22 protein-coding genes are annotated in these 26,489 nt (G+C 60.8%); 14 read left to right on the plus strand and 8 right to left on the minus strand.

Annotation, left to right across the window (positions count from 1 at the left end):
* Positions 1-36: 36 nt before the first annotated feature.
* From dapC to queF, 3 genes are read right to left on the minus strand one after another with little or no spacing between them, the layout of a single operon-like run.
* On the minus strand, positions 37-1,278 hold the full coding sequence (dapC, locus tag PRZ03_RS20860; RefSeq protein WP_273602083.1) for a succinyldiaminopimelate transaminase: 1,242 nt from the start codon (positions 1,276-1,278) through the stop codon (positions 37-39).
* Positions 1,279-1,327: 49 nt separating this feature from the next.
* Complete coding sequence (locus PRZ03_RS20865; RefSeq protein WP_263535419.1) at positions 1,328-1,753, minus strand: SET domain-containing protein; 426 nt, start codon at positions 1,751-1,753, stop codon at positions 1,328-1,330.
* Between the two features lie 12 nt (positions 1,754-1,765).
* Entirely contained in the window at positions 1,766-2,197 is a 432-nt protein-coding gene (queF, locus tag PRZ03_RS20870) for a preQ(1) synthase (RefSeq protein ID WP_273602108.1), read from the minus strand.
* Positions 2,198-2,674: 477 nt separating this feature from the next.
* Between queF and smc the strand changes: the two genes are divergently transcribed.
* From smc to ligA, 4 genes are read left to right on the plus strand one after another with little or no spacing between them, the layout of a single operon-like run.
* Entirely contained in the window at positions 2,675-6,190 is a 3,516-nt protein-coding gene (gene smc, locus PRZ03_RS20875; protein ID WP_273602084.1) for a chromosome segregation protein SMC, read from the plus strand.
* Positions 6,187-7,248: a cell division protein FtsZ gene (locus PRZ03_RS20880; RefSeq protein ID WP_273602085.1), complete on the plus strand. Its 1,062-nt coding sequence runs from the start codon at positions 6,187-6,189 to the stop codon at positions 7,246-7,248. Before smc ends, PRZ03_RS20880 begins: the two co-directional genes overlap by 4 nt.
* Positions 7,249-7,274: 26 nt before the next feature.
* On the plus strand, positions 7,275-8,594 hold the full coding sequence (locus PRZ03_RS20885; RefSeq protein WP_273602086.1) for a polyamine export protein PaeA: 1,320 nt from the start codon (positions 7,275-7,277) through the stop codon (positions 8,592-8,594).
* A gap of 8 nt (positions 8,595-8,602) precedes the next feature.
* Positions 8,603-10,678: an NAD-dependent DNA ligase LigA gene (gene ligA / locus PRZ03_RS20890; protein WP_273602087.1), complete on the plus strand. Its 2,076-nt coding sequence runs from the start codon at positions 8,603-8,605 to the stop codon at positions 10,676-10,678.
* An 11-nt stretch (positions 10,679-10,689) separates the two neighbouring features.
* On the opposite strand, the gene PRZ03_RS20895 is transcribed toward ligA, so the two are convergent.
* Complete coding sequence (locus PRZ03_RS20895; protein ID WP_273602088.1) at positions 10,690-11,928, minus strand: 3-deoxy-D-manno-octulosonic acid transferase; 1,239 nt, start codon at positions 11,926-11,928, stop codon at positions 10,690-10,692.
* A 57-nt stretch (positions 11,929-11,985) separates the two neighbouring features.
* Complete coding sequence (locus tag PRZ03_RS20900) at positions 11,986-13,374, minus strand: phosphomannomutase/phosphoglucomutase (RefSeq protein ID WP_273602089.1); 1,389 nt, start codon at positions 13,372-13,374, stop codon at positions 11,986-11,988.
* Positions 13,375-13,515: 141 nt separating this feature from the next.
* On the opposite strand from PRZ03_RS20900, the gene PRZ03_RS20905 reads away from it, so the two are divergent.
* The 5 genes from PRZ03_RS20905 to PRZ03_RS20925 all read left to right on the plus strand — a co-directional run bounded on the left by PRZ03_RS20905 (position 13,516) and on the right by PRZ03_RS20925 (position 18,912).
* On the plus strand, positions 13,516-14,658 hold the full coding sequence (locus tag PRZ03_RS20905) for a sensor histidine kinase (protein ID WP_273602090.1): 1,143 nt from the start codon (positions 13,516-13,518) through the stop codon (positions 14,656-14,658).
* 17 nt (positions 14,659-14,675) lie between these two features.
* Positions 14,676-15,434 carry a LytR/AlgR family response regulator transcription factor gene (locus PRZ03_RS20910; protein WP_273602091.1) on the plus strand — a complete coding sequence of 253 codons (759 nt, stop codon included), beginning with the start codon at positions 14,676-14,678 and terminating at the stop codon, positions 15,432-15,434.
* A 48-nt stretch (positions 15,435-15,482) separates the two neighbouring features.
* A complete protein-coding gene (locus tag PRZ03_RS20915) occupies positions 15,483-16,250 on the plus strand; it encodes a substrate-binding periplasmic protein (protein ID WP_273602092.1) in 768 nt (255 codons plus the stop codon).
* 108 nt (positions 16,251-16,358) lie between these two features.
* Positions 16,359-17,234, plus strand: a complete 876-nt coding sequence (locus PRZ03_RS20920) for a DMT family transporter (RefSeq protein ID WP_273602093.1) — start codon at positions 16,359-16,361, stop codon at positions 17,232-17,234.
* Positions 17,235-17,622: 388 nt separating this feature from the next.
* The gene (locus PRZ03_RS20925; RefSeq protein ID WP_273602094.1) at positions 17,623-18,912 is read left to right on the plus strand and encodes a GNAT family N-acetyltransferase; all 1,290 of its coding nucleotides are present in this window, start codon (positions 17,623-17,625) and stop codon (positions 18,910-18,912) included.
* Between the two features lie 159 nt (positions 18,913-19,071).
* Here PRZ03_RS20925 and PRZ03_RS20930 read toward each other — a convergent pair whose 3' ends face one another.
* Positions 19,072-21,654, minus strand: a complete 2,583-nt coding sequence (locus PRZ03_RS20930) for a GspE/PulE family protein (RefSeq protein WP_409993980.1) — start codon at positions 21,652-21,654, stop codon at positions 19,072-19,074.
* 208 nt (positions 21,655-21,862) lie between these two features.
* Here PRZ03_RS20930 and pcp point away from each other — a divergent pair, with 208 nt between their 5' ends.
* On the plus strand, positions 21,863-22,504 hold the full coding sequence (pcp, locus tag PRZ03_RS20935) for a pyroglutamyl-peptidase I (RefSeq protein WP_273602095.1): 642 nt from the start codon (positions 21,863-21,865) through the stop codon (positions 22,502-22,504).
* Between the two features lie 40 nt (positions 22,505-22,544).
* Here the strand turns inward: pcp and PRZ03_RS20940 are convergent, their stop codons facing one another.
* On the minus strand, positions 22,545-22,802 hold the full coding sequence (locus PRZ03_RS20940; protein ID WP_273602096.1) for an anti-sigma factor family protein: 258 nt from the start codon (positions 22,800-22,802) through the stop codon (positions 22,545-22,547).
* 175 nt (positions 22,803-22,977) lie between these two features.
* Here PRZ03_RS20940 and PRZ03_RS20945 point away from each other — a divergent pair, with 175 nt between their 5' ends.
* From PRZ03_RS20945 to PRZ03_RS20960, 4 genes are all read left to right on the plus strand, one after another.
* Positions 22,978-23,256: a BufA1 family periplasmic bufferin-type metallophore gene (locus tag PRZ03_RS20945; protein ID WP_263535433.1), complete on the plus strand. Its 279-nt coding sequence runs from the start codon at positions 22,978-22,980 to the stop codon at positions 23,254-23,256.
* A 50-nt stretch (positions 23,257-23,306) separates the two neighbouring features.
* Positions 23,307-24,200 (plus strand): DUF692 domain-containing protein, encoded by an 894-nt coding sequence (locus tag PRZ03_RS20950; protein ID WP_273602097.1) that lies wholly within the window; start codon positions 23,307-23,309, stop codon positions 24,198-24,200.
* Positions 24,176-24,985 carry an HvfC/BufC family peptide modification chaperone gene (locus tag PRZ03_RS20955; RefSeq protein WP_273602098.1) on the plus strand — a complete coding sequence of 270 codons (810 nt, stop codon included), beginning with the start codon at positions 24,176-24,178 and terminating at the stop codon, positions 24,983-24,985. The genes PRZ03_RS20950 and PRZ03_RS20955 overlap by 25 nt, the downstream gene beginning before the upstream one ends.
* A 71-nt stretch (positions 24,986-25,056) precedes the next feature.
* Positions 25,057-25,557: a DoxX family protein gene (locus PRZ03_RS20960; protein ID WP_273602099.1), complete on the plus strand. Its 501-nt coding sequence runs from the start codon at positions 25,057-25,059 to the stop codon at positions 25,555-25,557.
* A gap of 17 nt (positions 25,558-25,574) precedes the next feature.
* Here the strand turns inward: PRZ03_RS20960 and tolA are convergent, their stop codons facing one another.
* Positions 25,575-26,489: a cell envelope integrity protein TolA gene (gene tolA / locus PRZ03_RS20965; protein WP_273602100.1), complete on the minus strand. Its 915-nt coding sequence runs from the start codon at positions 26,487-26,489 to the stop codon at positions 25,575-25,577.

Consider the following 26,489-nt stretch of genomic DNA (forward strand, 5'->3'; position numbering starts at 1 on the left):
AAAAAAGTCAAAAGAAAGTAGCGAAGAAGGGCAGGGTCAAACTTTGGGCGAGAAGGACTGGATATAGGCCGCGATGCGCTCGGCTGCTTCCATGCATTCGCTCTGCTCGGCCACCAGGGCCAAGCGGATTCGACCCGCGCCAGGGTTGATGCCATGCGCATGACGCGCCAGCAAGCTGCCCGGCAACACCGCGACATTGTATTGAGCCAATAGGCCCTGGGAGAAAGCGACGTCGTCGCCGGCGTGAATATGGCCGGGAACTTCGGCCCAAAGATAAAAACCCGCGTCGGGCAGAGCGACCTTCATATGCGCCGCCAGCAACGGCGTGATTTGCGCGAACTTGGCACGGTACTCGGCCCGATTCGCGACCACATGGGCCTCATCGTTCCAGGCCGCCACGCTGGCCGCTTGCACGATGGGGCTCATCGCGCTGCCGTGATAAGTGCGGTAGAGCAAAAAGCGCTTGATGATGCTCGCGTCGCCGGCCACAAAGCCCGAGCGCAGGCCCGGCACATTGGATCGCTTGGACAAGCTGGTGAAGGCGATCAGATTGCGGAAGTCGGCTCGGCCCAACTGGGCCGCCGCCTCCAAGCCGCCCAGCGGAGCGGACTGGGGGCCCTCTTCACCAAAATAGATTTCCGAATAGCACTCGTCCGAAGCGATCACAAAGCCATGGCGGTCGGACAGCTCGAACAGCGTTTGCCATTCGCTCAGCGGCATCACAGCGCCGGTCGGGTTGCCAGGCGAGCAGACGTAAAGCAGTTGGGTGCGGCCCCAAGTGGCTTCGTCGATTTCGCTCCAGTTTGCGGCGAAGTTTCGCGCAGGGTCGCTGTTGGCAAAAGCCGTTTGCGCGCCCGCCAAAAGCGCCGCGCCTTCATAAATTTGATAGAAGGGATTCGGGCAAACGACGGTGGCGCCGGGGCGGCTGGGGTCGATCACCGTCTGAGCCAAGGCGAACAAGGCCTCGCGCGAGCCGTTGACTGGCAGCACCTGGCTGGCCGGGTCCAACTGCAAACCATAGCGGCGCTGCAGCCAGGCACAGATGGCCTCGCGCAAGACCGGCTCGCCGGCCGTGGCCGGGTAGCCGGAGAGTCCCTTCATCGCCCCCATCAAGGCGTCTTCAATCAACTTCGGCGCAGGATGCTTGGGCTCACCAATGCCGAGGCTGATCGGGCGATAGGCGGGATTCGGCTTGATGCCTGCATTCAAGGCGCGCAGGCGCTCGAAGGGGTAGGGGTGGAGCTTGTCCAGCAGCGGGTTATGCGGTGCGGTTTTCATCTATTTTCAGTACAAACTACAGAACAAACGACCCACGCGGGTCTTTTCGTCAAAGCCAATTCTTGCAGTCCGGCTGCCCGCAACGGCAGGCTAGGCGCCCTTCGTGGTGGGTCAGGCCATAGTCCACGGTGATTTCGTCTCCCACAGCCAGGTTGCGCAGCGCAAAGAATTCGACCGCGCCGTCCTCTACCTGGATGCGCGCATTCGGCGCGCAAGAGTGGTTGGTGAAACGCATTGCGTCGGCCGAGCAGGTGGCATCGATCGCGCGGCTGGCCGACAACTCCACCAACATGATGCGTTGACGCCCCTGCGCTCGGCGCCTGGCTTCGGCCACGCTGATCGCCTCGCCGGTCAGGGTGCCTAGTTTGGCGCCAAGCAGCACTGCTTCATCCGCAAACACGCCGTAGCCGTCGATTCGGCTGCGACGCACGCGAACTGCGGCGTCTTGATGGGCATCGCTGGTGGCGAAGGACAAGGGATCAGCCGATTAAGCCAGCAGGCCTGACTGAAAGCCATGCTCGGGCAAGTCCACGCGCGGCAGCGGCTGCCAGCCTTTTTGGCGATGCTCGACCACCACATTGGTGTAGATGCCGCCGCGCACATACCATTTGGCCGTGATGCGGATAAAGCGCGGGTCGGTCACCTTGACGATGTCGTTCAGGATCGTGTTGGTGACCTTCTCGTGGAAGGCGCCTTCGTGGCGGTAGCTCCAGAAGTACATCTTCAAGCTCTTCAGTTCGACGCAACGCTGGTCGGCAATCATGTCGATGGTGAAGTGTGCAAAGTCGGGCTGGCCGGTGAGCGGGCAGTGGCACGTGAACTCGGGCACCTGGAACTGGATCACATAGTCGCGCTCAGGTGCAGGGTTGGGGAACACATGCAGCTCTTTGCTCGGCTTCGAGGGCGGGTTGGGCGGCATTTCGCGCTGCTTGGGTGCCATGGCCATGCTGACGGCGGGGGCCTTTCCAGCTGCATTTCCAGCTGCCTTCCCTGCTGTCTTGCTTGCAGCCTTGCCGGCCTTGGGTTCTTCGAGCTTCAGCACTTTGCGGGTCTTGGCTTCAAGCTCCAAGGTCTGGCGACCCTTGCTGCCGGTCTTGGCTGCAGTTTTGGCAGCAGTCTTGACGGCGCCTTTGTCTTCGACTTTGGCTGCGCTTTTGCTGACGGACTTGGAAGGAAGGTTGCTCTTGGCCATGGAATCAATGCAACACAGCTCGGCCGCTGGCGCGGCTGTGTCGGTGAGTAGAAAGGGGAGGCCGCGATGGTATCATCCAGGCCCGATAAAGCGCCCGTTTGTGGCGCTTTTGTGTAAATAAATCAACGGCTTAGCAGCGGTTTCCGAAGTTCGTCCTGGCTTGAGAGGCGTGCTTTTGAGGCTTGCTGTGGTGTTTTCGCGTCCATGCGTCTGAATTCGATCAAGCTTGCGGGCTTCAAGTCCTTTGCCGATCCGACGGTGTTCCAACTGCCTGGGCAGTTGGTGGGCGTGGTCGGGCCCAACGGCTGCGGCAAGTCCAACATCATGGACGCCGTGCGCTGGGTGCTGGGCGAGAGCAAGGCCTCCGAGCTGCGCGGCGAGTCGATGCAAGACGTAATCTTCAACGGCTCAGGCAACCGCAAGCCGGCCAGCCGCGCCAGCGTGGAGCTGGTGTTCGCCAATGAAGATGCGCGAGCCGGCGGCCAGTGGAACCAGTTCGCCGAGATTGCCGTCAAGCGTGTGCTGACGCGCGACGGCAGCTCCAGCTATTTCATCAACAACCAGCCGGTACGCCGCCGCGATGTGCAGGATGTGTTCCTGGGTACGGGCTTGGGGCCGCGCGCCTACGCCATCATCGGCCAGGGCACGATCAGTCGCCTGATCGAGAGCAAGCCCGAAGAGATGCGCATGTTTTTGGAGGAAGCCGCCGGGGTCTCCAAGTACAAGGAGCGCCGCCGCGAGACCGAGAACCGGCTGCGCGACACGCGCGAAAACCTGACCCGTGTCGACGACATCCTGCGCGAGCTCAACGCCAATCTTGAGAAGTTGGAGAAGCAGGCCGAAGTGGCGGCCAGCTACCGTGGCCTGCAAGACGCCGGCACGCTCAAACTGCATCAGCTGTGGTTTTTGAAGCAGCGCGACGCCGCCGCGGAGCAGGGCCGCGTCAAAGCCGAACATCTGGAGGCCACCAATGCGCTGGAGGCTCGGCTGGCCGAGCTGCGCCATGTCGAGGCCGAGCTGGAAACGGTGCGCCAGGCGCACTACGCGGCCGGCGACGAGTTGCATGCATCGCAGGGCCGTTATGCCGAGGCGCAGTTGGAGGTCAGCCGGCTGGAGGAGCGCATCCGCTATGTCGTCGAAGGCCGCCAGCGTGTAGAGGCGCGCTTGATCGAGCTGCAGGCACAAAACCAGCAATGGCAAGAGCGCTCGCTCCAGTCCAAGGACGAGCTGGAGACGATTGCCGAGCAAATCGCCGCCGCCGAGGAACAAAGCGAAATCCTGGCCGCGCAGGCCGAGGAGCAAGCGCTCAATCTACCCAATGCCGAGGACGCCGTGCGGGCGGCGCAAGCGCGGGCCAATGAGCAGCGCGCTTTGGTGGTGCAGGTGCAGCAACAAATCCAGGTGCTGGCGGCTGAAAGCCGCAGCGTCGAAGAGCAAACCCGCCAGTTGCGCACCCGGCGTGAGCGTCTGGCCGCTGAGCGGCAGGGTCTGGCCGCGCCCGATCAAGACAAGTTGGCCGAACTCAAACGCACGAGTGAGGCGGCCGACGAGGCCCGCGATATGGCCGACGCCCGCCTGCATGAGCTGGGCGAACAAGTGCCCCAGTTCGAAGAGGCCAGGCGTGCCGCGCAGACCGACACCAATCAACAATTAGGCAAGCAGGGGGCTTTGTCGGCACGCTTGGACGCCTTGCGTGCGCTGCAAGAAAAGGTGCAGACCGAGGGCAAGTTGAAGCCTTGGCTGGCCAAACATGGCTTGGATGGACTGGCCGGTTTGTGGACGCGCCTGCACATCAAGCCCGGCTGGGAGAACGCGCTCGAGGCCTCGCTGCGTGAACGCATGACCGCACTTGAGGTGGGGCGGCTGGAGACGGTGCGCGCTTTTGAGCAAGACGCGCCGCCGGCTCGTTTGGCGTTCTATTCGCCGCCGGCCAGCGCGATTACCAATAGCCATCACACGCTGGCACGCCTGAGCGACCTGCTGCGCCTGGACAACCCCGGCTTGAGCGCTTTGCTGAATGACTGGCTGGAAGGTGTCTACACCGCCGAGTCGCTGGATGAGGCGATGGCAAATCGGGCCAGGCTGAGCCATGGTGAGCTGATCATGACGGCCGCCGGTCACGCGGTCAGCCAGTTTGCGGTGAGCTTTTATGCCCCCGACTCCGAGCAGGCCGGCATGCTGGCGCGGGCGCAGGAGATAGAGCATCTGGTGCTTGAGTTGCGTGCTCAAGCCTTGATTGCCGAAGAATCAAAGTCGGCCCTGGTGCGCGCCGAAGCCGGCTATACCGATGCTTCGCAGCGCTTGCTGGGCTTGCGCCGCGAAGCTGTCGAGAATCAGAATCGCGCCCACCAGCTGCATGTCGAGTTACTTCGACTGACCGGCCAGGCCGAAGCAGCCAGCAGCCGCCGTTCACAATTGGAAGACGAGCTGTTCGAGATCGACGCGCAGGCCGAAGAGCTGCAAGAGCGCCGCATGACAGGCGAGGCGCGCTTCGAGGAACTCGATATGCAGCTCGCCACGACGCAGGAGCGCCACGCGGAGCTGGAGGATGCCACGCTGCTGGCCGAGCGCCGCCTGGCCGAGGCGCGCGAGCAACTGCGCGGCCTGGAGCGGCGCGCGCAAGAAGCGCAGTACAGCGCGCGCGCGCTGGCTTCACGCCGGTCTGAGCTGCAGCGCTCGATTGAAACGGCTGCGCAGCAGCTGCAGACCAATCAGCAGTCGATGGAAAGCCTGCAGCGTGAGATGGACACGCTCAACGACGCGGCGGCGCAAGCCGGTCTGCAAGATGCCTTGGCGCTGAAGATGGAGCGCGAGCAGGCGCTGGCTGGCGTGCGCAGTGGCTACGACGATCTGAGCCTGCGCCTGCGCCAGATGGACGAGCAGCGCCTGGCTTTTGAGCGCAGCCTCGATCCGCTGCGCGAGCGCCTGACCAAGCTGCAGTTGGAAGAGCAAGCCGCGCAATTGGGCGGCGCGCAATATTTGGAGCAACTTGTTGCAGCCGGAGTGGACATGGAGGCCTTGGCGCTGAATATTGAGGCGGGTCAAGTCAAGCTTTACGGCCTGCAAGGCGAGATCGACCGCATCAACCGCGAGATTGCCGCTTTGGGTGCGGTCAATCTGGCCGCACTCGACGAGCTGACATCCGCGCGCGAGCGCAAGACCTTTCTCGATTCTCAATGCGCAGACCTGCAGTCGGCCATGAGCACGCTGGAAGACGCGATCCACAAGATCGACCTGGAAACGCGCGACCTGCTGGCGGCCACCTTCGAGCAAGTCAATATGCATTTCGGCCGTATGTTCCCGATTTTGTTCGGTGGCGGCCAGGCCAAGCTGATGATGACCGGCGACGAAATTCTCGACGCCGGCGTCCAGGTGATGGCGCAGCCGCCGGGCAAGAAGAACAGCACGATTCACCTGCTTTCGGGCGGCGAAAAAGCGCTGACGGCGATTGCCTTGGTGTTTGCCATCTTTCAACTCAACCCCGCCCCGTTCTGTTTGCTGGACGAGGTGGACGCCCCGCTGGATGACGCCAACACCGAGCGTTATGCCAAACTGGTGGCCGAGATGAGCAGCGGAACCCAGTTCCTCTTCATCTCACACAACAAGATCGCAATGGAAATGGCAGAACAATTGATTGGTGTGACCATGCAAGAACAGGGCGTTTCGCGCATCGTGGCCGTCGATATGGACAAGGCTTTGGCCTTGGCAGAACTCACATGACTCTGACTGAAATGCTCGCCGTTGCCGGCGGCGTGGTGCTGGCCGGCGTCGTTGCCCACGGTGCTTGGAGCGCGCGCAAAGCCGGTCCGCGCCGTGCCGATGTGCAGGTAGAACCGGTGTTGGACGGCGCTAGGCAGGAGCCAGGCCTGGATGCGTCCCCTCTGGGCGAGGCGGCGGTGTCGCAGGATGCCGGCATGCCGGCGGCGCCCTTTGTGCCCCGTCCGCCGCGCAAGCCCTCCGCCCGCATCGACGCCCTGATTGATGCGATTGCCACCGCCACGCTGGATGCGCCGATCAGCGGTGAGATGGCTATCTCGCATCTGCCTGGCAGCCGGCGCGCCGGCACCAAGCCCTTTCATATCGAGGGCATGAATGCCGAAAGTGGCGAATGGGAGCTGCCCGCTCCTGGCCAGCGTTATGGCGAGTTCCAGGCCGGCGTGCAGATGGCCAATCGCAATGGCGCGATGAACGAAATCGAGTACTCGGAGTTCGTGCAAAAAGTGCAGAGCTTCGCCGATGGCGTGGGTGCTTTTGTGCAGTTCCCCGATATGTTGGATGTGGTCAGTCGGGCGCGTGAACTGGATCACTTCGCGGGTGACCATGACGCCCAGTTGACAGTGATTCTGCGTGCGAAATCGGCCACCTGGACGCTGGGCTTTGTGCAGCAAGTCGCCGCGCGCCATGGTTTTGTGCCGGGTGCGATGCCGGGGCGCTTGGTGCTGGCTTCCGAGGAAGAGGGCGCGCCACCGATCCTGACCCTGAACTTCGAGTCGCAGGCGGCTCTGGCCGAGAACCCGCAGCTGTCCGCGCTGCGCGAGTTGTCCTTGTCGCTTGATGTGGCACAGACGCCCGAGGCACTGGAGCCCTTTGCCTCTTGGCAAGAGGCAGCCCGTGGTTTGGCGCGCGACATCGAGGCCGATGTCTGCGACGATAGGGGACAGGTCTTGAATTTGCACGCCTTTGCGTCGATTGGGCAGGATCTCAGCACCCTTTACCGAGCCCTGGCTTCGCGTGATTTGGCCGCCGGCAGCTTGGTCTCGCGGCGTCTATTCAGCTAAATTTGTTCAGCTAAAGAGGAGTCTCCTTGAGCACCAGCTTGTTGCTGATTGCGGCGCTGATCGCCGCCAGTGCCTTCTTCTCGATCGCAGAGTTGGCGCTGGCCGCGTCGCGCCGCCTCAAGCTGCAGCAACTGGCCGATGAAGGCGATGCGCGTGCCAAGCGGGTCTTGGCGGTGCAGGAGCAGCCGGGCCACTACTTCACCGTGGTGCAGATCGGCGTCAACACGGTCGCCATCCTGGGCGGCTTTGTCGGAGAGGGCGCTTTGACACCGCATTTCGAGGCCGCTTTGGGCTTGCTGATGTCGCCCGAGCGGGCTCATTCGGTTGGTTTTGGCCTGTCCTTTGTGTTCATCATCAGCTTGTTCATCGTGCTGGCTGACTTGGTGCCCAAGCGCCTGTCGATGAATGAGCCCGAGCGCATGGCGCTGGCGGTCATCGGCCCAATGCAGGCCTTGGTGACCTTGCTCAAGCCGCTGGCCTGGGCCTTCAGCAGCATGACCGAGGGCTTTATCCGCTTGATGGGGCGGCCGGCCCAGCGCGACAACTCGATCACCCATCTGGATATTCTGGCGCTCGCCGAAGCCGGCAATCTGGCCGGTGTGGTGGCCGACGCCGAACAGCAAATGATTGAAAACGTGTTCGAGTTGGACACGCGCCGGGTCGAAAGTGCGATGACTAGCCGCGAGCGGGTGGTGTTCTTTGCACTCGATGACGACGATCAGCTGATCCGCAACCGCATCGCCGAGGCGCCGCATTCAACCTATCTGGTCTGCGACGGCGAGATCGACAGCATCGTCGGCTATGTCGATGCGACCGATCTGTTCCAGCGCGTCTTGCGCGGCGAGACCATCAATCTGCGCGCGACCCAAGCAGCCGGGCTGCTCAAGAAAGTCTTGATCGTGCCGGACCGTTTGACGCTGTCCGAGGTCTTGATGCAGTTCCGCGAAAAGCTGGAAGACTTTGCCGTCATCGTCAATGAGTACAGCCTGGTGGTGGGCGTGATCACGCTCAATGATGTGATGAGCACGGTGATGGGCAATCTGGTGGCGTCCTATGACGAGGAGCAGCAGATCGTGCGCCGCGAGGACGGTTCCTTCCTCGCCGATGGCATCACGCCGATTCCCGATGTACAGCGAGCCTTGGAGTTAGAGACCTGGCCGCACGCCGGCCAATACGACACCTTGGCGGGCTTCTTGATGGTGATGCTGCGGCGCATCCCCAAGCGCACCGACCAGGTCGTGTGGGAAGGCTGGCGCTTTGAGGTGGTCGACGTGGACAGCCACCGGGTCGACCAGGTGATGATTGCGCGCGTCGCCCAGCCCAGCGCCGAGGCGGCCCCTAGTTGATCAAACGCATGAGTCAGACCGATATTTTTGCCAATTCCGAACTGCCCGAGCGTCAACCAGCCTTCAAGCGCGCGGTCGAATTGCGCGCCAGCCTGAATCACCATGCTCATTTGTATTACGTGCTGGACGCGCCGACGTTGCCGGACGCCGAGTACGACCGGATGTTCCAAGAGTTGCAAGCCTTGGAGTCCGCCCATCCCGAGCTGCTAACGCCAGACTCCCCAACCCAGCGCGTGCTGGGCAAGGTGCTGGAAGGCTTCACGCCGGTGCGCCACGCGGTGGCGATGCTGAGCATTCGCACCGAGACCGACACCGAGCCGACCGGTGCGCTCAGTTTTGATCAGCGCGTGCGCAAGCAGTTGGAGTTGCCGGATGATGCGCCGCCGGTTGAATACGCGGCCGAGCTGAAGTTCGATGGCTTGGCCATCAATCTGCGCTATGTGCAGGGTGTGCTCAAGCAGGCCACGACGCGTGGCGACGGCGAAACCGGCGAAGACGTCACGCAGAACATCAAAACCATAGGGCAGATTCCGCTTCGCTTGATCGGCATGAGCGCAGCGGTGATCGAGGTACGCGGCGAGGTTTATATGCGCCGCGATGACTTCGAAGCCTTGAATGAGCGGCAGCGCCAGGCGGGTGAAAAGACCTTCGTCAATCCGCGCAATACAGCTGCCGGCGCGGTGCGCCAGCTTGACCCGGCCTTGGCCGCGCAGCGCCCCTTGAGCTTTTATGCCTATGGTCTGGGTGAGGTGCAGGGCTGGGACTTGCCCGCTACGCATAGCGCGCTCTTGGACGCACTGGCCAAGATGGGCTTGCCCGTCTGCGCCGACCGTACCGTCGCACTGGGAGCTGCCGGCCTGGTGGCTTTCCATCAAGCGATGGGCGCCAAGCGCGACAGCCTGCCTTTTGATATCGACGGCATCGTCTACAAGGTCAATAGCCTGGCGCTGCAGCAGCGGCTGGGCTTTGTCAGCCGCGAGCCGCGTTGGGCCGTGGCGCATAAATACCCGGCGCAGGAGATGCTGACAAGGCTCAATGCGATCGAAATCCAAGTGGGACGCACCGGCAAGCTGACGCCTGTGGCGAAGCTGGAGCCGGTGTTTGTCGGTGGCACGACGGTGTCCAATGCGACGCTGCATAACGTCTTCGAGCTGCGGCGCAAGGGCGTGCGGGTGGGGGACCAGGTGATTGTGCGGCGCGCCGGTGATGTGATCCCCGAGGTGGTCGGACGGGTGGCCGAGCCGCGGGCCAACTATGTGCCCAATTTCCATATGCCCCGCGAATGCCCGGCCTGCGGCAGCGCGGTGGTGCGTGAGAAGGGTGGCCTTAACCACAGCTGCAGCGGCGGCCTGTTTTGCCCGGCCCAGCGCAAGCAGGCCTTGCTGCATTTCGCCGGCCGGCGGGCGCTGGATATCGAGGGCCTGGGCGACAAGCTGGTCGATCAACTGGTCGACTCGGGTCTGGTCACCAGCTTGCCGGGTTTGTACAAATTGGGCGTGGCCAAGCTGTCAGCACTGGAGCGTATGGCCGACCGCAGCGCTTTGAATCTGCTGGAGTCTCTGGAGAAATCCAAGCAGACCACCTTGGCGCGCTTCCTGTTTGGCCTGGGGATTCGGCAGGTCGGCGAGGCCACCGCCAAGGATCTGGCCCGTTACTTTGGCGGTATCGATGCCTTGATGGATGCGAGTGTCGAGCAGTTGCTACAGGTGCGCGACGTTGGGCCTATCGTCGCGCAGAGCATTCATACTTTTTTTGCGCAAGCGCATAACCGCGAGGTGATCGAGCAACTGCGCGCGGCGGGCTTGAGCTGGCCCGAGGGCGGCGGCGCGGCGGCGGAACTCGGGCCTCAACCCTTGCTGGGCAAGACCCTGGTGCTGACCGGCACGCTGCCGACCTTGTCGCGCGATGCGGCCAAGGATTTGATCGAGGCGGCCGGCGGCAAGGTCAGCGGCTCGGTGTCCAAGAAGACCCATTACGTGGTCGCCGGCGAGGAGGCCGGCTCCAAGTTGGACAAGGCGCGGGAGCTGGGGCTGACGGTGCTGGACGAAGCGGGACTGCAGGCCTTGTTGGCCGGAATGGCTTAATCTTTAAGGAATTAAGCTGAAGGCAGCAAGGCCAAAATGTAGCTGGCCATTCGCGCGGCGGCGCCGCGATGCGCGGCGGCAAACTGCCTGGCTTGTTCGGCGCGTTGACCGCCGGGCTCTTTGCAGATGCTCAGCGCCTGCGCCAGACCTTGGCTGATATCAGCCACACGCAAGGCCGCACCGGCCGCTTCGGCCAACTCGGCCGCCTCGGCAAAGTTGAAGGTATGCGGGCCCATCACGATGGGGCAGCCGCAGGCGGCCGCCTCGATCAGGTTCTGGCCGCCGAGTGGCGCGAAGCTGCCGCCCAGCAGCGCGACATCGGCGACGGCGTAATACAGCGCCATCTCGCGCATCGAGTCACCGAGCCAGACCTGAGCCATCAATGCCTGTTCGGGCAAGCTGTCTTGCCAAGTGCTGCGGCGGGCCAGCGTCAGGCCCGCTTTCTCGATCAAGGCCGCCACTTCGTCGAAACGCTGCGGGTGACGTGGCACGATCAAAAGTAGCGGTAGGTCTTGCTGCGGCAACTGGCTCCAGGCCTGCAAGAGCATTGTCTCTTCGCCCTCGCGCGTCACGGCGGCCAGCAGCACGGGCCGACCCAAAGCTTCGTGCCAGCAGTGCCCTTGCGTCAACTGGCCTGCGTCCACCTGCATATCAAACTTCAAGTTCCCCTGCACCAGCACCTTGGGCACGGCGCTGGCGCGCAGGCGCTCGGAGTCGGCCTCGGTCTGCGCCAAGGCGAGCGTCAAGCGCCGCCCTGCCGGGTGCAGCAAACTTTTGAAACGTTCACCCCGGCGCTGGCTGCGCGCGGACAGGCGTGCATTGGCCAAGACCATGGGAATCTGCTGTCGGGCCGCTTCGAATTGCAGTTGCGGCCAGATCTCGGTTTCCATCAAGATGCCGACGGCCGGCCGCCACTGAAGCAGAAAGCGTCGCACGGCGCCTGGCGTGTCATAGGGCAGCCAAGCCTGCGCATCGCCGTCGCGCAGCAGGCCCAAGCCGGCGGCGCGGCCGGTCGCCGTGCTGTGGGTCAGCAGCAGGCGCATGGCGGGGCGCTGCAGGCGCAGCTGGTCGATCAGGGCGGCGGCCGCACGGGTCTCGCCCAGCGACACCGCATGCACCCACACCCAAGCGCTTGTTGGGGGCGTTGGACCGTAAAAGCCCAGGCGTTGCGCCAGCCATTGCCGGTACAGCGGCTCGGCCGCGCCGCGCCGCCACAAGCGCAGCAGATAGAAGGGCGTCAGCAGCCGCAATAAGCTTGTATAAGCCCAGCGGCTGAGGCGCTCAGACCATGCTTCTGTGGGGGGCAATCAATGCCCTGCCGCAAAGGTGGCGTCGGGCTTGACACGCTTGAGTTGCTCCAGCACGTCATGCTGGATGCGGGCCAAGGCTTCGGGCGTGTGACCCTCGAAGCGCAGCACCAGGACCGGCGTGGTGTTGCTTGCCCGCACCAGGCCGAAACCGTCTTCATATTCGACGCGCAGGCCGTCGATGGTGACGATCTCTTTCGAGCCTGGGAACACGGCCACTTCCAGCAGCTTCTTGACCACCTCGTGGTGCTCACCCTCGGCGCAGGGCACATTGATCTCGGGCGTGTTGTAGCTGGTCGGCAACGCGTTCAGCACGGCGCTGGGGTCCGCGAAGCGCGAGAGGATTTCCAGCAGACGGGCGGCGGTGTACATCGCATCGTCAAAACCGTACCAACGCTCGGCAAAGAAGATGTGGCCCGACAACTCACCCGCCAGCGGCGCGCCGGTTTCCTTCAGCTTGGCCTTGGCCAGCGAGTGGCCAGTCATCCACATCAGCGGCCGGCCGCCATGCTCGCGGATCCACGGTGCCAGGCGCTGTGTGCACTTGACGTCGAAGATGATTTCGGCACCGGGCTTGCGCTTCAGAATGTCGGCAGCGAACAACATGATCTGGCGGTCCGGCATGATCATGACTCCGTCCTTGGTGACCACGCCCAAGCGGTCGCCGTCACCGTCAAAGGCCAGACCTAACTCCGCATCGCATGCATGGACGATGCGCTTGAGGTCTTCCAGGTTTTCTGGGCGTGATGGGTCAGGATGGTGGTTGGGGAAGTCACCGTCGACCTTGGAATAGATGTCGATCACCTCGCAGCCCAGGGCGCGCAGGATCGCAGGTGCCGTTGCGCCTGGGATGCCGTTGCCGGAGTCGACGACGATCTTCATCTGGCGCTTGAGCTTGCAGTCTTTAACGATGCGTTGGCTGTACTCAGCCACGATGTCCATGGCCGCAGTGCGACCTGCACCTGTCTTGTAGTCTTCCGCTTCGATGCGGCGGCGCAGGCCTTGGATCTGCTCGCCGTAGACGGCCGCGCCCTTCAAGACCATCTTGAAGCCGTTGTAGTCCTTGGGGTTGTGGCTGCCGGTCACCATGATGCCGCTGCGGCAGCCATGCTTGGCGCGCGTGGCGGCGACGTAGTACAGCATAGGCGTGGTGACGGCGCCGAGGTCAACGACGTCCAGGCCGGTGGACTGCAGGCCGCGAATCAAAGCTGCCACCAGGCCGGGGCCGGAGATGCGGCCGTCGCGACCGACGGCGACCGCTTTTTCGCCTAGGGCGCGGGCCTCGGTGCCGAAGGCACGACCGAGGTGTTCGGCCAGTTCTTCGTTCAATGTCGTGCCGACGACGCCGCGAATGTCATAGGCTTTGAAGATGGACGCGTGAACTTGCATGTAGAAATCCCCTGGATTGAATGAATCAACAAAATGAATTGGCGCGATTGTAGGCAAGGGAATTGACGCTTCGTCGCGGGGGCTGTCGATTCGTCGCGGCTCGGCCTCGGATTCAGCTTTGGCCTGCCTACACTGCCACGCATGGAACACATCATCACCTCATTCAGGAGCGGCCTGCTGCAGGCATGGCGCACGTTCACCGTGTTGACCAAACACAGGACCGAGCCGACCTGGGCGCGGGTATTCATCAGCACTTGCATCGGTCTGAGTTTCACCGTGCTGTTTACCCTGGTGCCGGGATTGATTCTGGGGCGTCTGTTCGATGGGGCTTGGCTGCGCCAGACCTTGGGTGCCAATTTGATCCTGTGCCTGTGTATCTCCTACACCATCCATGCTTTGTTTCGAGCCACTGAGTTGCTCTTGCCGGCGGCGCTGATTGATCGCTTGCATGGCTTGCGAGGCGCCTGGCAGGCCGGGGTTTTTTCGGCCGGCATAGGCATAGCTGGCACCGCACTGGGTGGCTTCTTGGGTTTGATTTTTTTGGGGCAGGTCTTTGACATCGATGCCTTGGGCAGCTACTTGAGTCACCCCGCGAACTTGCGCATGTCCGGCTTTTTGACGCTGGTGATCACAGGCGGGAATCTATTTTGGTGGAAGATGCGCAGCAAGCAGCAGGCGCTGCAACTGGCCGCCACCGAGGCGCGCTTGAGCTTGCTGCAGGCGCAAATTGAGCCTCATTTTTTGTTCAATACCTTGGCCAATGTGCAAAGCCTGATCGACACCGATGCGCCGCGCGCCAAGCAAATGTTGGAGTCTTTTACCGACTATCTGCGTGCCAGCCTGGGTCAGCTGCGAAGGGCCGACAGCACCGTTGGGGCCGAGCTGGACATGGCACAAAGCTATTTGCAGCTCTTGCAAATTCGCATGGGCGAGCGGCTGAGTTTCGCGATTGAGGCCAGCGCCGAGGCGCGTGCTGCCGTGTTGCCGCCCTTGCTTTTACAGCCCTTGATCGAGAACGCCGTGCACCACGGCCTGGAGCCCAAGCTGGACGGTGGCCATATTCAGGTCAGTGCAAGCGTCGAGTTGGGACGTTTGCTCCTGCGCGTGCAAGACAATGGCTTGGGGCTTCAAGCGCCGCGCCGCCCAGGGCGCAAAGGAGCAGGCATGGCGCTGGAGAATGTACGGGCGCGCTTGCTCGGCCGCTACGCGCAAGATGGCGAGCTGAGCCTGACCGAACTCAATGTAGGAACCTTGGCCCGCATCAGTCTGCCTTACACAGCTTGAAGAAAACGTTCGACATCATGACTCTTGCACTTATTGCTGACGATGAGCCCCATTTGGCCCAATACCTGAAACAGCAACTGGCCGCGTGCTGGCCTGAGCTGGAAATTGTGGCAATCGCCAAGAACGGGCTTGAAGCGGCCGAGCAGATCAATGCCCTGCAGCCGGATATTGCCTTTTTGGACATTCAGATGCCGGGCCTGACCGGGCTGGAGGTGGCGCAGGGCATCGAGGGCCGCACGCGGGTGGTGTTCGTTACGGCTTATGACGAATATGCACTGGAAGCCTTTGACGCGGCGGCGATTGACTATCTGCTCAAACCTCTGAAGACGGAGCGCTTGCTCGCCTGCGTGGCTCGAGTTAAAGCGGCGCTGGCTCAACCGCAAGCCGCTGAAGCCACGCGTTTGGCCGAGGCCTTGCAGCGCTTGATGCCGAGCACGGCAGCAAATCAGCCCAGACTGCGCTTTATCCGCGCCGGCAGTTCAGACCTGGTGCATCAGGTCGCGGTGCAGGATGTGCTGTTCTTTCAGGCCGATGATAAATACACGGTGGTCAAAACGGCCCAAGCCGAGCATTTGATCCGCACCACGATTACCGATCTGGCCGCGCAGTTGGACCCCGAACAGTTTTGGCAGGTGCACCGCTCGACGCTGATCAATCTGGCCCATCTGGCTGGTACGAGGCGAGACGAGATGAGCCGCCTGTTTGTGCGCATCAAAGGCCACGCGCAAGAGCTGCCCGTCAGCCGGGCCTATGTGCACTTGTTCAAGGCGATGTAGAGTCGACGCCAATTCAGGGGGCTTACAAGAATTCAGACAGGCCCGATCATGAGTTTCGTTTTCAACAAGAGCCGACGGCAGCCCATGACAGTTGTGCTGAAGGCCATGTTTTCGGCGCTGCTGATCGCCAACTCGGCAAGCGCCGCCGAACTGGAATGGTTGGCCGGCGAGCTGCCGCCTTTCGTGTGGCAGACGCAGGGCGGACCGCAAGGCTTGGCCTATGAGTTGGCGACGCAGATGTCGACCAAGATCGGTCGTCCTCTGTCGATGACGTTTTACCCCTGGGCCCGTGCGGTGCGCATGGCCGAAGGTGGCCCGAACTACGGCGTCTTCCCTTTGGCACGCACGCCCGACCGTGAGGCTCAGTTCAAATGGCTGATACCGCTGGCGCATGTGAACTACACCTTTTTTGGTCGCAGTGGCAGCAAGGTGGATCTGGATGCCTTGGCGGCTCTGCGAGGTCAAAGGGTGGGGGTTTTGCGGGGCTCACCCATCATCAAGAATTTGCAGGCTGAGAAATTTCGTCACATCGTGCAGGCTAAGGACTACAAAGAGCTTTTGCGCCTCTTGGCAGAAGACATGATTGCTGCCGCCTATGCCGGTGAGCCCATGTTGCGTGCCGCGATTGATGAATTCAAGTTCAGGCCGCAGGACTTTCGCTCAGGCTTGAACTTGAAGTCGGCTGAGCTATACATGGCGAGTTCACTGGCATTGGATGGCGCAGAAGAAGAGCGTTGGCTGCAGGCCTACCGAGACTTGCAAGCCGACGGCACGGTCGCACGATTGCAAAAAAAGTATTTGCAGCGGGAGCGCTGAGCCTTAGGTGCTCAGTGTTTGGTGTTGGGCGTGCGCTGGATGAACAAGGCGTGAAGTGGGCTTGAGGCCAACACAGTATGCTCGCCCGTCCTGCCGTGATTGCGCTTGATGAAAACCTTTGACATTGCTGAATTGACCTTGTTGGCCGCCATTTGGGGGGCCTCGTTTTTATTCATGCGGCTGGGTGCCCACGAGTTTGGGCCGGTGGCCATGGCGGCCATGCGAGTCGCGGGGGCCAGTTTGATGTTGTTGCCGCTCTTGGCCGCGCGCCAGGGGCTTGCGCAGTTAGGCCGCGAATGGCGGCCCTTGGCTGTGATTGGCTTGTTGAATAGTGCCTTGCCTTTCGCGCTGTTCAGCTTTGCGGCCTTGTCGATCTCGGCCGGCTTGTCCAGTATCGTCAATGCGACCACACCTTTGTGGGGGGCCTTGCTGGCCTGGGTGTGGCTTGGCCAGCGTTTGAAGGGCTTGCGCATATTGGGCCTGGGTTTGGGTTTCGCTGGCGTGCTGTATCTGGCCTGGGACAAGGCTTCGTTCAAGCCCGGCTCCGACCATAGCGCGGTCTGGGCCTTGCTGGCCTGCCTGAGTGCGACCTTCTGCTACGGTTTGGCGGCAAATTTCAGCAAGCGCTACACCGCCCATATTTCACCGTTGCTTGTGGCCACCGGCAGCCAAGTCTATGCCGCGATGATGCTGGCCCTGCCTGCGCTGCTGTTTTGGCCCAGTTCGGCACCCAGTGCGCAGGCATGGGGCGCGGTGGCGGCTTTGGCTCTGCTGTGCTCGGCCGTTGCTTACATCCTGTACTTTCGCCTGATGAGCCGTATCGGGCCCACCAACACCATCGCCGTGACCTTCCTGATCCCAGTTTTCGCAGTGCTCTGGGGCTATTTGTTCTTGGGCGAGGTCTTCACCCTCAAGATGGCTGCCGGCTGCGCCGTGGTCTTGTTGGGAACGGCTCTGGCTTTAGGCTTGCTGCAACGCAAATAAGCGGTTTTCGGCCAAGGTGACGCCGCCGGGCCAATAAGCGGGAGCGCCGGGTGAAGCGCTGAAGTGTCGTGCTGATTGCTCAAACAGCAACGCTGCGCTGTGCAGTCGATTGGGGTCTAATGGGCTTTGTCAAAACACCATAGTTCGCTCGAACTGTGATACGAGAACAGGCGAGGCGTCATGCTGGAGTAGGTTCTTGTTTTTGGATTGATGGCAATTCTTATAGAGCTTTCAAATTTGTGGGAGTGAGTCGCCACCTTGCCCATGAAGCTTAAAATTGAGTGTAAAAATATCATTACGAACTTCCACATTGACTCGCGCTGAATGCATCGAAATTGATTTTACAAAATATGCGGACGGCTAAGTTTCATTGAGAGGCGATAAATAAATGAGTGAAGTTAAAAAAATAACCTTTGGTGGATTATTTAGGAAATACATTCGTATTTTATTAAAAAAACTTCCTGTTGATTTTAGATATCCCTTGTATCGCAGGCTGGCTCATGTTGATCCAAGTTCGGATATGCGCTTGGAGCTAAAAATTGCAGAGACCAAGGAGGAGCTTTCCGATTGTTTTAAAATTCTGCACGATTCATATACCGCCAGTGGCTATATGCGTCCTCATTCTTCGGGGATGCGGATAACAAAGTATCACGCGCTTCCTACAACTACAACTGTATGTGCAAAATACGATGGGAGAGTGGTTGGTACAATTTCAATAATCAGAGAAGGTATTTTTGGGTTTCCGTTGCAGTCGGCTTTTGATTTGACAAAAGTTAGGGCCAAGGGTGGACGTATCGCTGAAATATCTTCACTGGCCATTCATCCGGATTTTCGGAACGTCGGCGGATCTGTATTTTTTCCGCTCATGAAGTTTGTACGGGAGTATTGCGTAAATTTTTCGGAAGTACGCCATCTCGTGATAGCTGTCAATCCAAACAAGATTGATTTTTTTGAGGCAATACTGTACTTTTCGCGGCTGCAAGAATCTGTGGTTGCAAATTATGATTTTGCAAATGGCGCGCCAGCGGTGGGGGCAACTTTAGATTTAAAAGAGTCGTCGGGGCTTCTTTTGCAAGGTTTTAAGGGGCGGCCCAAGAAAAATAATATATATAGTTATTTTTATGAGATGGTTTCTAAAAATATAAGGTGGCCTGAGCGTAAATATCATATTACCAATGATCCTGTCATGACTCCGGGCATGTTGGATTATTTCTTTAATGTCAAATCATCTGTTTTCAATGATTTGGATGACACGCACAAATCGCTGTTGTGGTCAATCTATGATTTGGCGGAGTATCGTGGAATTTTGCCGATGCTTCAGGGCGCGGGTGATCATGGAAGGCCATTGCGGAGGCATCAAAGGTATTCAATTCGCTGCCCAGGAGATTTTTCTATCTGCATAGAGGGCAAGGAGAGAAAGTTTGTTATTGAAATCATTGAAATTTCAATATCAGGATTTCAGGCTGAATGCAAATTGCCTTTGCCATTGAATGTTGAGGGTGCTGGCGAAATTGACCTTGGTCTGGCGGAACGCTCAACGGTCAAGGCTAAAGCGGTTCGAATTCGGGACTCGGGGACGGGTGTTTTCTATGGATTCAAAATAAGCGAGTCTGACAATTCATGGCGACAGTGCGTCGCCTCCCTGGAGGTCGGTATTACGACCGAAGATTTGAGGTGATAAGGTGCAGCTGTCAAGGCTTAGGGCCAATGCTGTTATGAAGATTTGGGCTTGCCGCTTTGCTGGCATGGTAGATATGCCGCTTAATGCGCAAAGCCATCTGAATAGTGCGATATCCAGAAATTCAAGGTGGCAAAACTAGCGCATTGAGCAGCGAGGTCAAGCGTTGCTGGTCGCCCTGACTTCAGCCATGGTGGTGACGCCCTGCAAAACCTTGCAAATGCCGTCTTGGCGCAGGGAGCGCATGCCCTCAGCCAGCGCGGTTTGCAGCAACTCCTCTGCGCGGGCGCCGGTTTGAATCTGGCGGCGCAGGGTTTTCGACATCATCAAGAGTTCATGCAGGCCGGCTCGCCCCTTGAAGCCGCTTTGCTCGCAGGTCTCGCAGCCGGGGCTGTGAAACTTCATCAGGCGGCCGTTGCTGCCGTAGTTGCCTAGCCAGTTGCTCAGCACCGACGCACGCGTCGGCCGCTGTTCGGGCGCAAAGGCATGCAGGTAATCATCCAGCCACTCGTCTTGCTCTGACTCCTCCAAGGGGCTGCCGACCCGGCAGTTGGGGCACATACGGCGCACCAAGCGCTGCGCCAGCACGGCCAGCAAGGAGTCGGCGAAATTGAAGGGGTCCATGCCCATGTCGAGCAGCCGGGTGACGGTTTCGGCCGCGCTGTTGGTGTGCAGGGTGGACATCACCATATGGCCGGTCAGCGAGGCCTCGACGGCGATCTCGGCCGTCTCCTCATCGCGAATTTCACCCACCATGATGACATCCGGGTCGGCGCGCAGAAAGGCCCGCAAGGCCTTGGCGAAGGTCCACTCGATGCGTGGATTCATCTGCACCTGGCGCAGCCCGGCTTGGGTGATTTCGATCGGATCCTCGGCCGTCCAGATCTTGCGATCAGGGGTGTTGATTTGGCTCAGCGCGGAGTGCAGGGTGGTGGTCTTGCCCGAGCCGGTTGGGCCTACGCACAAAACCATGCCGTAAGGGCGGCTGATGGCGTACTTCAAATTCTTCAGGTTGTCGGGCGACAGTCCGAGCTTCTCCAGCGGGATCGGCTTTGACGAAGACAGCAAGCGCATCACCACATCTTCCAGGCCGTTATTGGTCGGGATCGTGGCCACCCGCAATTCCAATTTGTGCTGAGGCGAAAAGCGGGCGAAATTGATCTTGCCGTCCTGCGGCTTGCGACGCTCGGAGATGTCCAGATCGCACATGATCTTGACCCGCGCAATCATCGCGTTGCGGTAGGTGTTGGGCAGTTCCAGATAGGGCTTCATCATGCCGTCGCGGCGAAAGCGGATTTTCAACTTCTCGGTGCCCGGATGGGTCTCGATATGAATATCAGAGACGCCTTGCGTACTGGCATCGATGATCATGGTGTTGATCAGTCGAACCAGCGAGTTATCGCTTTGCTCTATTGGCGGGCCTTCGTCGCGCTGGCTTTGCTCCAGGCCTTCGCGCTCCAGGGTTTCCATCAACTGATCGGCCTTGTCGAGCGAAAAGTCGGCCTGCAGGGACGGCAGATTCAGCTCGCTGCGGGACACGGCGTCGCCCCCTAGGCGCTCATAGGCTTCGGGAATCGCGAACTGCAGAGAGCCAATCTTGGTCAAGGTCGGCGTGACCTTGAGCTGCGAGATGAATTCAATTTCGTCGAGCGCGTCGCGCCGGGTTGGGTCCTCCATGGCCACGATCAAGCGGCCGTCGCGCAGCAACAAGGGCAAAACCTCAAGCCGCTTGGCGACGGCAAAAGGCAGCTTGCGTATGGCGTCGGGCTCGATCGCAAAGTTCTCCACGTCGACCAAGGGGTAACCCATCTTGCGCGCCAAGGCGGACTGCAGCGCCTGGCGCGTCACCACCCCATTGCGCACCAGCAACTCGCCCAGCGGCACCGAGCGGTCGGCTCTTTGCAGCTCAAGTGCTTGTTCGAGCTGGGCCTGCGAGATCAAGTCCAGCGCCAGCAGTGCCTCGCCAATCCGGACCATGGGCATACGGGCTTGCTGCTCGATCGCCAGCATCAGCTGTTCGGCGCTGACGATTTGCTGCGAAACCAGAATGTCTCCGACGCGGCGCGAGCGCAGGCCTTGCTGTTCGTTGGCGGCTGCGGCGATCTGCTCTGCCGTGGCCAGCTTGTCTTTGACCAGGAGGTCACCGATGCGCTCGCCGATATCCACATGGGCGAGCACCTCGCGCGGGATGAAGAGGCGCAACACGGCGTCGTCGGTGTCGCTCAAAGGGGGGAACAAAAACAGCCCCAGGTCGTCCTGGCAATGTCCTATCGTCACGCCCTGCAACTCGCCGCCACCGGCGAAGTAGAGCTTGAATTCGCTGCGTGGGCGCTGATCGAGCTGCCATTCATTGGCCGCGCCTTCCCCGGCTTGCCCGCTGCTGTCAGCGATCAATGCTGCATTCCCAGTCCGAGCCTCAGCGATCACCGGGCGCGTCAACTTCAGCACGCGGAACTGCCCGAATTTCAAGGGCATTGCGTTGCGGGCTGGCGGCACCAAGATTTGAGCCAATCGCTCCTTTGGGGCCAGCGCGACCAATTGGCCCACGCTTTTGCGGTTGTTCAGTCCGAGGATTTCGCAGGGCTCGGCGGTACTCGTGGCTTGCTGGCGAGGGTAGGCGGCATAGGGCGGGACCGGCCAGCTGAATTCGCGCACAAGGCCCCCGTAGTCCAAGCCGGCATCCGCCGGCGACTCGGCGAGGTCTGGGTGAGGCCATTGCAGTGGGGCAGACAAGTCGATCATGCTTTCTCCGGATTCGCTTGAGCCCGCCCAGGCCAGATTGGGCACGAAGGCGGCTCACTCCCTGCATGCTACGCGTTCGAGGGCGGGTCCAAAATGCGGAATTGAGCAAAGTGGACCCGGCAGTTGTGCCGGGCCTGTGTTAGAAACGCCGTCTATTTGGGCTGGGTCTGTGTGAGCTGTTGCCTTGGGCAGGGGTGGGGAGCGTGTATTGAAGACGATTTTATTGACTGGATTTGAGCCGTTTGGAGGCGAGAGCATCAACCCTTCCTGGGAGGTTGCGCGTGCTTTGGATGGCGAGCAGATCGGCGACGCCCGCGTCGTGGCTCGGTGTTTGCCCTGCGTGTTTGGTGCGGCCTTGAGCAGCTTGAAGCAAAGCTTGCGCGAACATCCGCCGGCACTGGTCTTGGCGCTGGGCCAAGCTGGCGGCCGCAGCGACTTGTCTCTGGAGCGGGTGGCCATCAATATCGATGATGCCCGCATCGCCGACAACGCCGGCCGGCAACCCATCGATGAGCCTGTGGTGGAAGGCGCGGCAGCGGCCTATTTTTCGACGTTGCCAATCAAAGCCATGATGGCGGGCCTGCGCGAGGCGGGCTTCCCGGCCGGCATTTCGCAAACGGCCGGCACCTTTGTCTGCAACCATGTTTTTTATGGGCTGCAGCATTTTCTGCGGGGTGGCCCGGTGCGCAGCGGCTTTATGCATATTCCCTTGCTGCCTGAACAAGCGGCCCATTTGCCGGGGCAGGCCAGCATGGCGCTCAAGACCATGGTTGATGGCGTGCGGCTGGCCTTGGCCCTGGCCATGCGGGTCGATGTGGATGTGCGCCAGTCGGGCGGCAGCATCAGCTGAAGGGCTTGCGCTGCCGAGCAGTCGCTTGCCAGCCCGAGCTTCATTTCTGGGAATCGCTGCGCCACTGCGTCGCCGTCTGGCGCATCAACACCAGCTGTTTGCCGAAGTTGTTGCAGCCCGTGCAAAACAAGCGATGGGCTCGAATGACGAGGCGCGCACCCGCGCCGAGCCGGCGGTCTTCGCCGGCCAAGGTCATCCGGGTGATGTCTTTGCAATTTGGCATCAGTTTCACGCCTGTTTTCTCCTTGATTGAGCCACCGAGCTTGCGCGCAAGGGCTTGGTCGCGCCGCGCTTCCATTCCTTACAGCGCATGAAGGCTTGGCCGATTTGCAAAGTTTTTTGCGGACCGCTGTAAGGATTCAAGCTTTGCTTGCGACCCATGGGTGTCAACGGCATGATGCCTTGGCCTGAGACCCTGAAGTCGGGGTCTGCAAGCGTCTTTAGTTTTTTCGTTTCTTCCATTGGAGTCATTCATGAAATCAAGCTATCTCGTTTCTTCCGCCGTCGCCGCCGCTTTGGCCATGGGGTTGGTGGGTCAAGTCGCTGCGCAGGACAAGGGCGCCAAGGAGAAGTGCTTCGGCATCGCGAAGGCGGGCGAAAACGACTGCGCCAACCTCAGCGGCACGCATTCTTGTGCGGGTCAGTCCAAGGTCGACAAGGGCGTCGATGAATGGAAATTCGTCCCCAAGGGCAGTTGCAAAAGCATGGCCGGCATGACGGCCGAAGAAGCCAAAGCCAAGATGAAAAGCTAAGTCTTGAATTGAACTGACAAGCCAGGCCGAGCGTGGAGAGGGCACAGCGTATGAATTCGGAGCCGCAGTTTCCAATGTCGCAAGTCGGCATTGGTTGGCGCCAGCCTCATTACGAATCGTTGCTCAGGCGCGCGCCTGCGCTTGGCTTTTTGGAAGTGCATTCGGAGAATTTCTTTGCACCGGGCGGCGCCGCATTGGCAGTGCTGATGGCGGGCCGAGCGCAATATCCGATCAGTTTGCACGGGGTTGGTTTGGCCCTGGGGTCCGCCTGTGGGCTTGATGCCTGGCACCTAGATCGCCTGGCAGATTTGGTGGACCGAGTCGATCCGGTGCGGGTCTCGGATCACGCGAGTTTTGCGCGCGTACCGGGGCAGGGCGGGCGCGCGAGCTTGCACGCCAGTGATTTGTTGCCGATTGAATTCAATCAAAGCAGCCTCGATGTCATGGTGAGCCATGTGCAGCAGGTGCAAGAGCGCCTGCGTCGGCCCATTTTGGTGGAAAACCTCAGTGCTTATCTGGGCTGGGATGACGCGGGTAGTGAAGGCATGAGCGAAGTGGATTTTTTCAATCTGCTGACGCAGCGCAGTGGTTGCGGCCTCTTGCTCGACGTGAACAATCTGGTGGTCAATGCGCGCAATCAAGGCGCAAACAAGGCCGAGGCTGTGACACAGGCGCAGGCTTGGATTGACGCCATTCGCTTGGGCAGTGTCGGTGAGATCCATTTGGCGGGCCATGTCGAATTGCCCGGCATCGTCATTGATGACCATGGCAGCCGGGTCAGCGCCGAGGTGTGGCAGGTTTTCTCTCATGCGATAGAGCGCTTGGGGCCGCTGCCGAGTTTGATCGAGTGGGATACCGATGTTCCGGCGCTGGACGTCTTGCTGGGCGAGGCCGAGTTGGCCCGGCGAGCAATGGCCGAATGCGCTGGGCCGGTGACCGTATGACGGCGGCTTTGGCCAAGCGTCAGCAGGCTTTGCTGGCAGCCCTGCTGGGTCGCTCCGGCGGCGAGGGCAGTGGCTTGGTCGGGCTGCCCGGCGTGCGGAATATGCCGAGCGGATCGGCGCTTGAACGCGGCTTGTTGGCCTATCGCCTGAACGCTCAGGCGATGGCGGCGAAAGCGCTTGGCGCGGTGTTCGCGCGCACCCAGACCGCCCTGGGTGATGAAGCATCCTTCGCCGCCTTGGCTTGGGCTCTTTGGCGCCGCTTTCCACCAGAGCGAGGTGACTTGGGGCTGTGGGGAGGCAGCTTGGCGGAGTTTTTGGCGGAGCAAGACGGTATGCCTGTGTGGCTCTGCGATTTGGCGCACATCGAGTGGGCGGCACATTGCTGCGAGCGCGCTGCCGACAGCGAGCTTGATGTGCCGTCGCTGGCCCTGTTGAGTGAACTGGAGCCGCAGCAGCTTCACCTGCGCTTCAGACCCGGCGTGCAATTGCTACGGGTGGAATCCAAAGCCTGGGAACAATGGTGCGACCAGATTCCGGATACAGCCGCGCAGGGCGAGCCTATTGGCCTGGTGATGGCTCGCAAGGCCTGGGTGTCGCAAGCGCATGCCGTGCAGCCGGGACATTGGGCTCTGATGAGCAGCCTGTTGGAAGGGGCTGATCTGGAGCAGGCGCTGCAGCAGGCGTTCGCGATGCAGGCTGAGTTTGATTTTTCGGCTTGGCTGCAGGCAGCGCTGCTCAAGGGCTGGCTCTGGGGTGTAGAGGCTGGCGAGTGTCAGCCTAAGTAAATCACTATTTTGTTTGACCGAAGCGGCGGCGCGTCGTTTCGCAAACCATTTGAATCACAAGGACCTATGACATGAAGGCATTCTTTAGCCTGCTTTTGCTTGCTCTTTGCCACCCGGGCCAGAGCTGCAGCTTCGAGACCGGCTTGCCTCAGCCTTTTCGCCACGTCTTGGCCCACGCGCAAGCCCTGGCCTTGTTGATGGCGCGACTCTTTGTCGCCAAGGCCTTCTTTCTCTCCGGGCTGACAAAAATTCAGGACTGGTCGACGACGCTGGCACTTTTCGAAACCGAGTACATGACTCCGCTGCTGCCGCCCGAAGTGGCCGCATGGATGGGTACCGGCGGCGAGTTGCTGTTGCCGGTCTTGTTGGTCCTGGGCTTGGGCGGGCGCTTTGCCGCTGTCGGGCTCTCGGTCGTCAACGTGATGGCAGTTTTGAGCCTGAGCGATATCGCACCGGCCGCGCTGGCCGGTCATCAGTTGTGGGGCGCGCTGCTGCTGGCGGTCGCTTTATGGGGCGCGGGTCGTTGGTCTTTGGATGCGCTGCGGCAGCGAAAATTTGGAACTTGTCCGTGAATAGGCGGGATAAGTTCTTAGTCCAGCGGCTGAAAGCTAATCACCAAGACCGGCGGAACCCGCCCGTCGACATCACGCGGTAGTTTTTCGGTTTTGTCGACGGCGCGCAGCACGGCCTTGTCCCACTCACCGTCGCCGCTGGGTTTCAGCAGCTTGCGCGAAATAATCGTTCCATCTGGCGCCACCCGCACTTCCACTTCGGCCACCGGGTTGCCATTGGGGGAGTCGGTGAAAATGATGTTCGGCCGGATGCTGGCCTTGATGCGCCCGCCGTATGAGGCGGACGGGCCCGAACTCTTCAGTGCCGTGCCGACAGCATTCGGTGCCCCGTTGGCGCCAGCCATGCCTTGTATGCGGCGCAAGTTTTCTTGCCGCTGTGCTTCGAGCTTGGCCTCGGCCTGTTTGTCTTGTTTGTCCTGCTTGAGCTGGTTCTCTTTTTTGTCTTTGTCCAGCTTGGCTTGCTTGAGCTTGTCCTCTTTGCGCTTATCTTCTTTGCGTTGATCTTCCTTGCGCTGCTCCTCTTTGCGCTGCTCGTCCTTCAGCGCTTGTTCGCGCTTCTTGCGCTCCGCCTCAAGTTCGGCTGCACGTTTCTTTTTCTGTTCGCGAGCCACCGCAATTTCGGCTTCGCGCTCGGCCTGCGCCTCCTCTTCGACCGCCTTGGTCTGGGGCTTGGGCTCGTCAGGCTTTTTATAGACCTCCGGCTCCGGCTCGGGCGTTGGCGGAATGACCTCCTTGGGCGCGGCCGCTTGCGGCACCGCCGACCATAACTCCGCCTCAAAGGCAGGCGGCGCCTTGGTGCGCCAGTTCACGCCGGCACTCAGCGCTGCAAGCAGGGCTGCGTGGGCGATGGTGGCGAACAGCAAGCCACGCCCCATCATCGGCGTCTCGGGCGGGCGCAGCGGGTCTTTGGGGGACAAGAAGAGGGTAGCCAT

The organism is Roseateles albus, assembly GCF_028595345.1.
Taxonomy (GTDB): domain Bacteria; phylum Pseudomonadota; class Gammaproteobacteria; order Burkholderiales; family Burkholderiaceae_C; genus Paucibacter_A; species Paucibacter_A albus.

What these genes read in the sequence shown, in the direction of transcription:
- PRZ03_RS20900 (WP_273602089.1), bottom strand. Translation starts at nt 13,374, where the DNA reads ATGCAAGTTCACGCGTCCATCTTCAAAGCCTATGACATTCGCGGCGTC.
- tolA (WP_273602100.1), bottom strand. Translation starts at nt 26,489, where the DNA reads ATGGCTACCCTCTTCTTGTCCCCCAAAGACCCGCTGCGCCCGCCCGAG.
- PRZ03_RS20910 (WP_273602091.1), top strand. Translation starts at nt 14,676, where the DNA reads ATGACTCTTGCACTTATTGCTGACGATGAGCCCCATTTGGCCCAATAC.
- smc (WP_273602084.1), top strand. Translation starts at nt 2,675, where the DNA reads ATGCGTCTGAATTCGATCAAGCTTGCGGGCTTCAAGTCCTTTGCCGAT.
- queF (WP_273602108.1), bottom strand. Translation starts at nt 2,197, where the DNA reads ATGCCGCCCAACCCGCCCTCGAAGCCGAGCAAAGAGCTGCATGTGTTC.
- PRZ03_RS20945 (WP_263535433.1), top strand. Translation starts at nt 22,978, where the DNA reads ATGAAATCAAGCTATCTCGTTTCTTCCGCCGTCGCCGCCGCTTTGGCC.
- PRZ03_RS20960 (WP_273602099.1), top strand. Translation starts at nt 25,057, where the DNA reads ATGAAGGCATTCTTTAGCCTGCTTTTGCTTGCTCTTTGCCACCCGGGC.
- PRZ03_RS20940 (WP_273602096.1), bottom strand. Translation starts at nt 22,802, where the DNA reads ATGGAAGCGCGGCGCGACCAAGCCCTTGCGCGCAAGCTCGGTGGCTCA.
- PRZ03_RS20955 (WP_273602098.1), top strand. Translation starts at nt 24,176, where the DNA reads ATGCGCTGGGCCGGTGACCGTATGACGGCGGCTTTGGCCAAGCGTCAG.
- PRZ03_RS20880 (WP_273602085.1), top strand. Translation starts at nt 6,187, where the DNA reads ATGACTCTGACTGAAATGCTCGCCGTTGCCGGCGGCGTGGTGCTGGCC.
- dapC (WP_273602083.1), bottom strand. Translation starts at nt 1,278, where the DNA reads ATGAAAACCGCACCGCATAACCCGCTGCTGGACAAGCTCCACCCCTAC.
- PRZ03_RS20925 (WP_273602094.1), top strand. Translation starts at nt 17,623, where the DNA reads ATGAGTGAAGTTAAAAAAATAACCTTTGGTGGATTATTTAGGAAATAC.
- ligA (WP_273602087.1), top strand. Translation starts at nt 8,603, where the DNA reads ATGAGTCAGACCGATATTTTTGCCAATTCCGAACTGCCCGAGCGTCAA.
- PRZ03_RS20915 (WP_273602092.1), top strand. Translation starts at nt 15,483, where the DNA reads ATGAGTTTCGTTTTCAACAAGAGCCGACGGCAGCCCATGACAGTTGTG.
- PRZ03_RS20950 (WP_273602097.1), top strand. Translation starts at nt 23,307, where the DNA reads ATGAATTCGGAGCCGCAGTTTCCAATGTCGCAAGTCGGCATTGGTTGG.
- PRZ03_RS20905 (WP_273602090.1), top strand. Translation starts at nt 13,516, where the DNA reads ATGGAACACATCATCACCTCATTCAGGAGCGGCCTGCTGCAGGCATGG.
- PRZ03_RS20920 (WP_273602093.1), top strand. Translation starts at nt 16,359, where the DNA reads ATGAAAACCTTTGACATTGCTGAATTGACCTTGTTGGCCGCCATTTGG.
- PRZ03_RS20930 (WP_409993980.1), bottom strand. Translation starts at nt 21,654, where the DNA reads ATGATCGACTTGTCTGCCCCACTGCAATGGCCTCACCCAGACCTCGCC.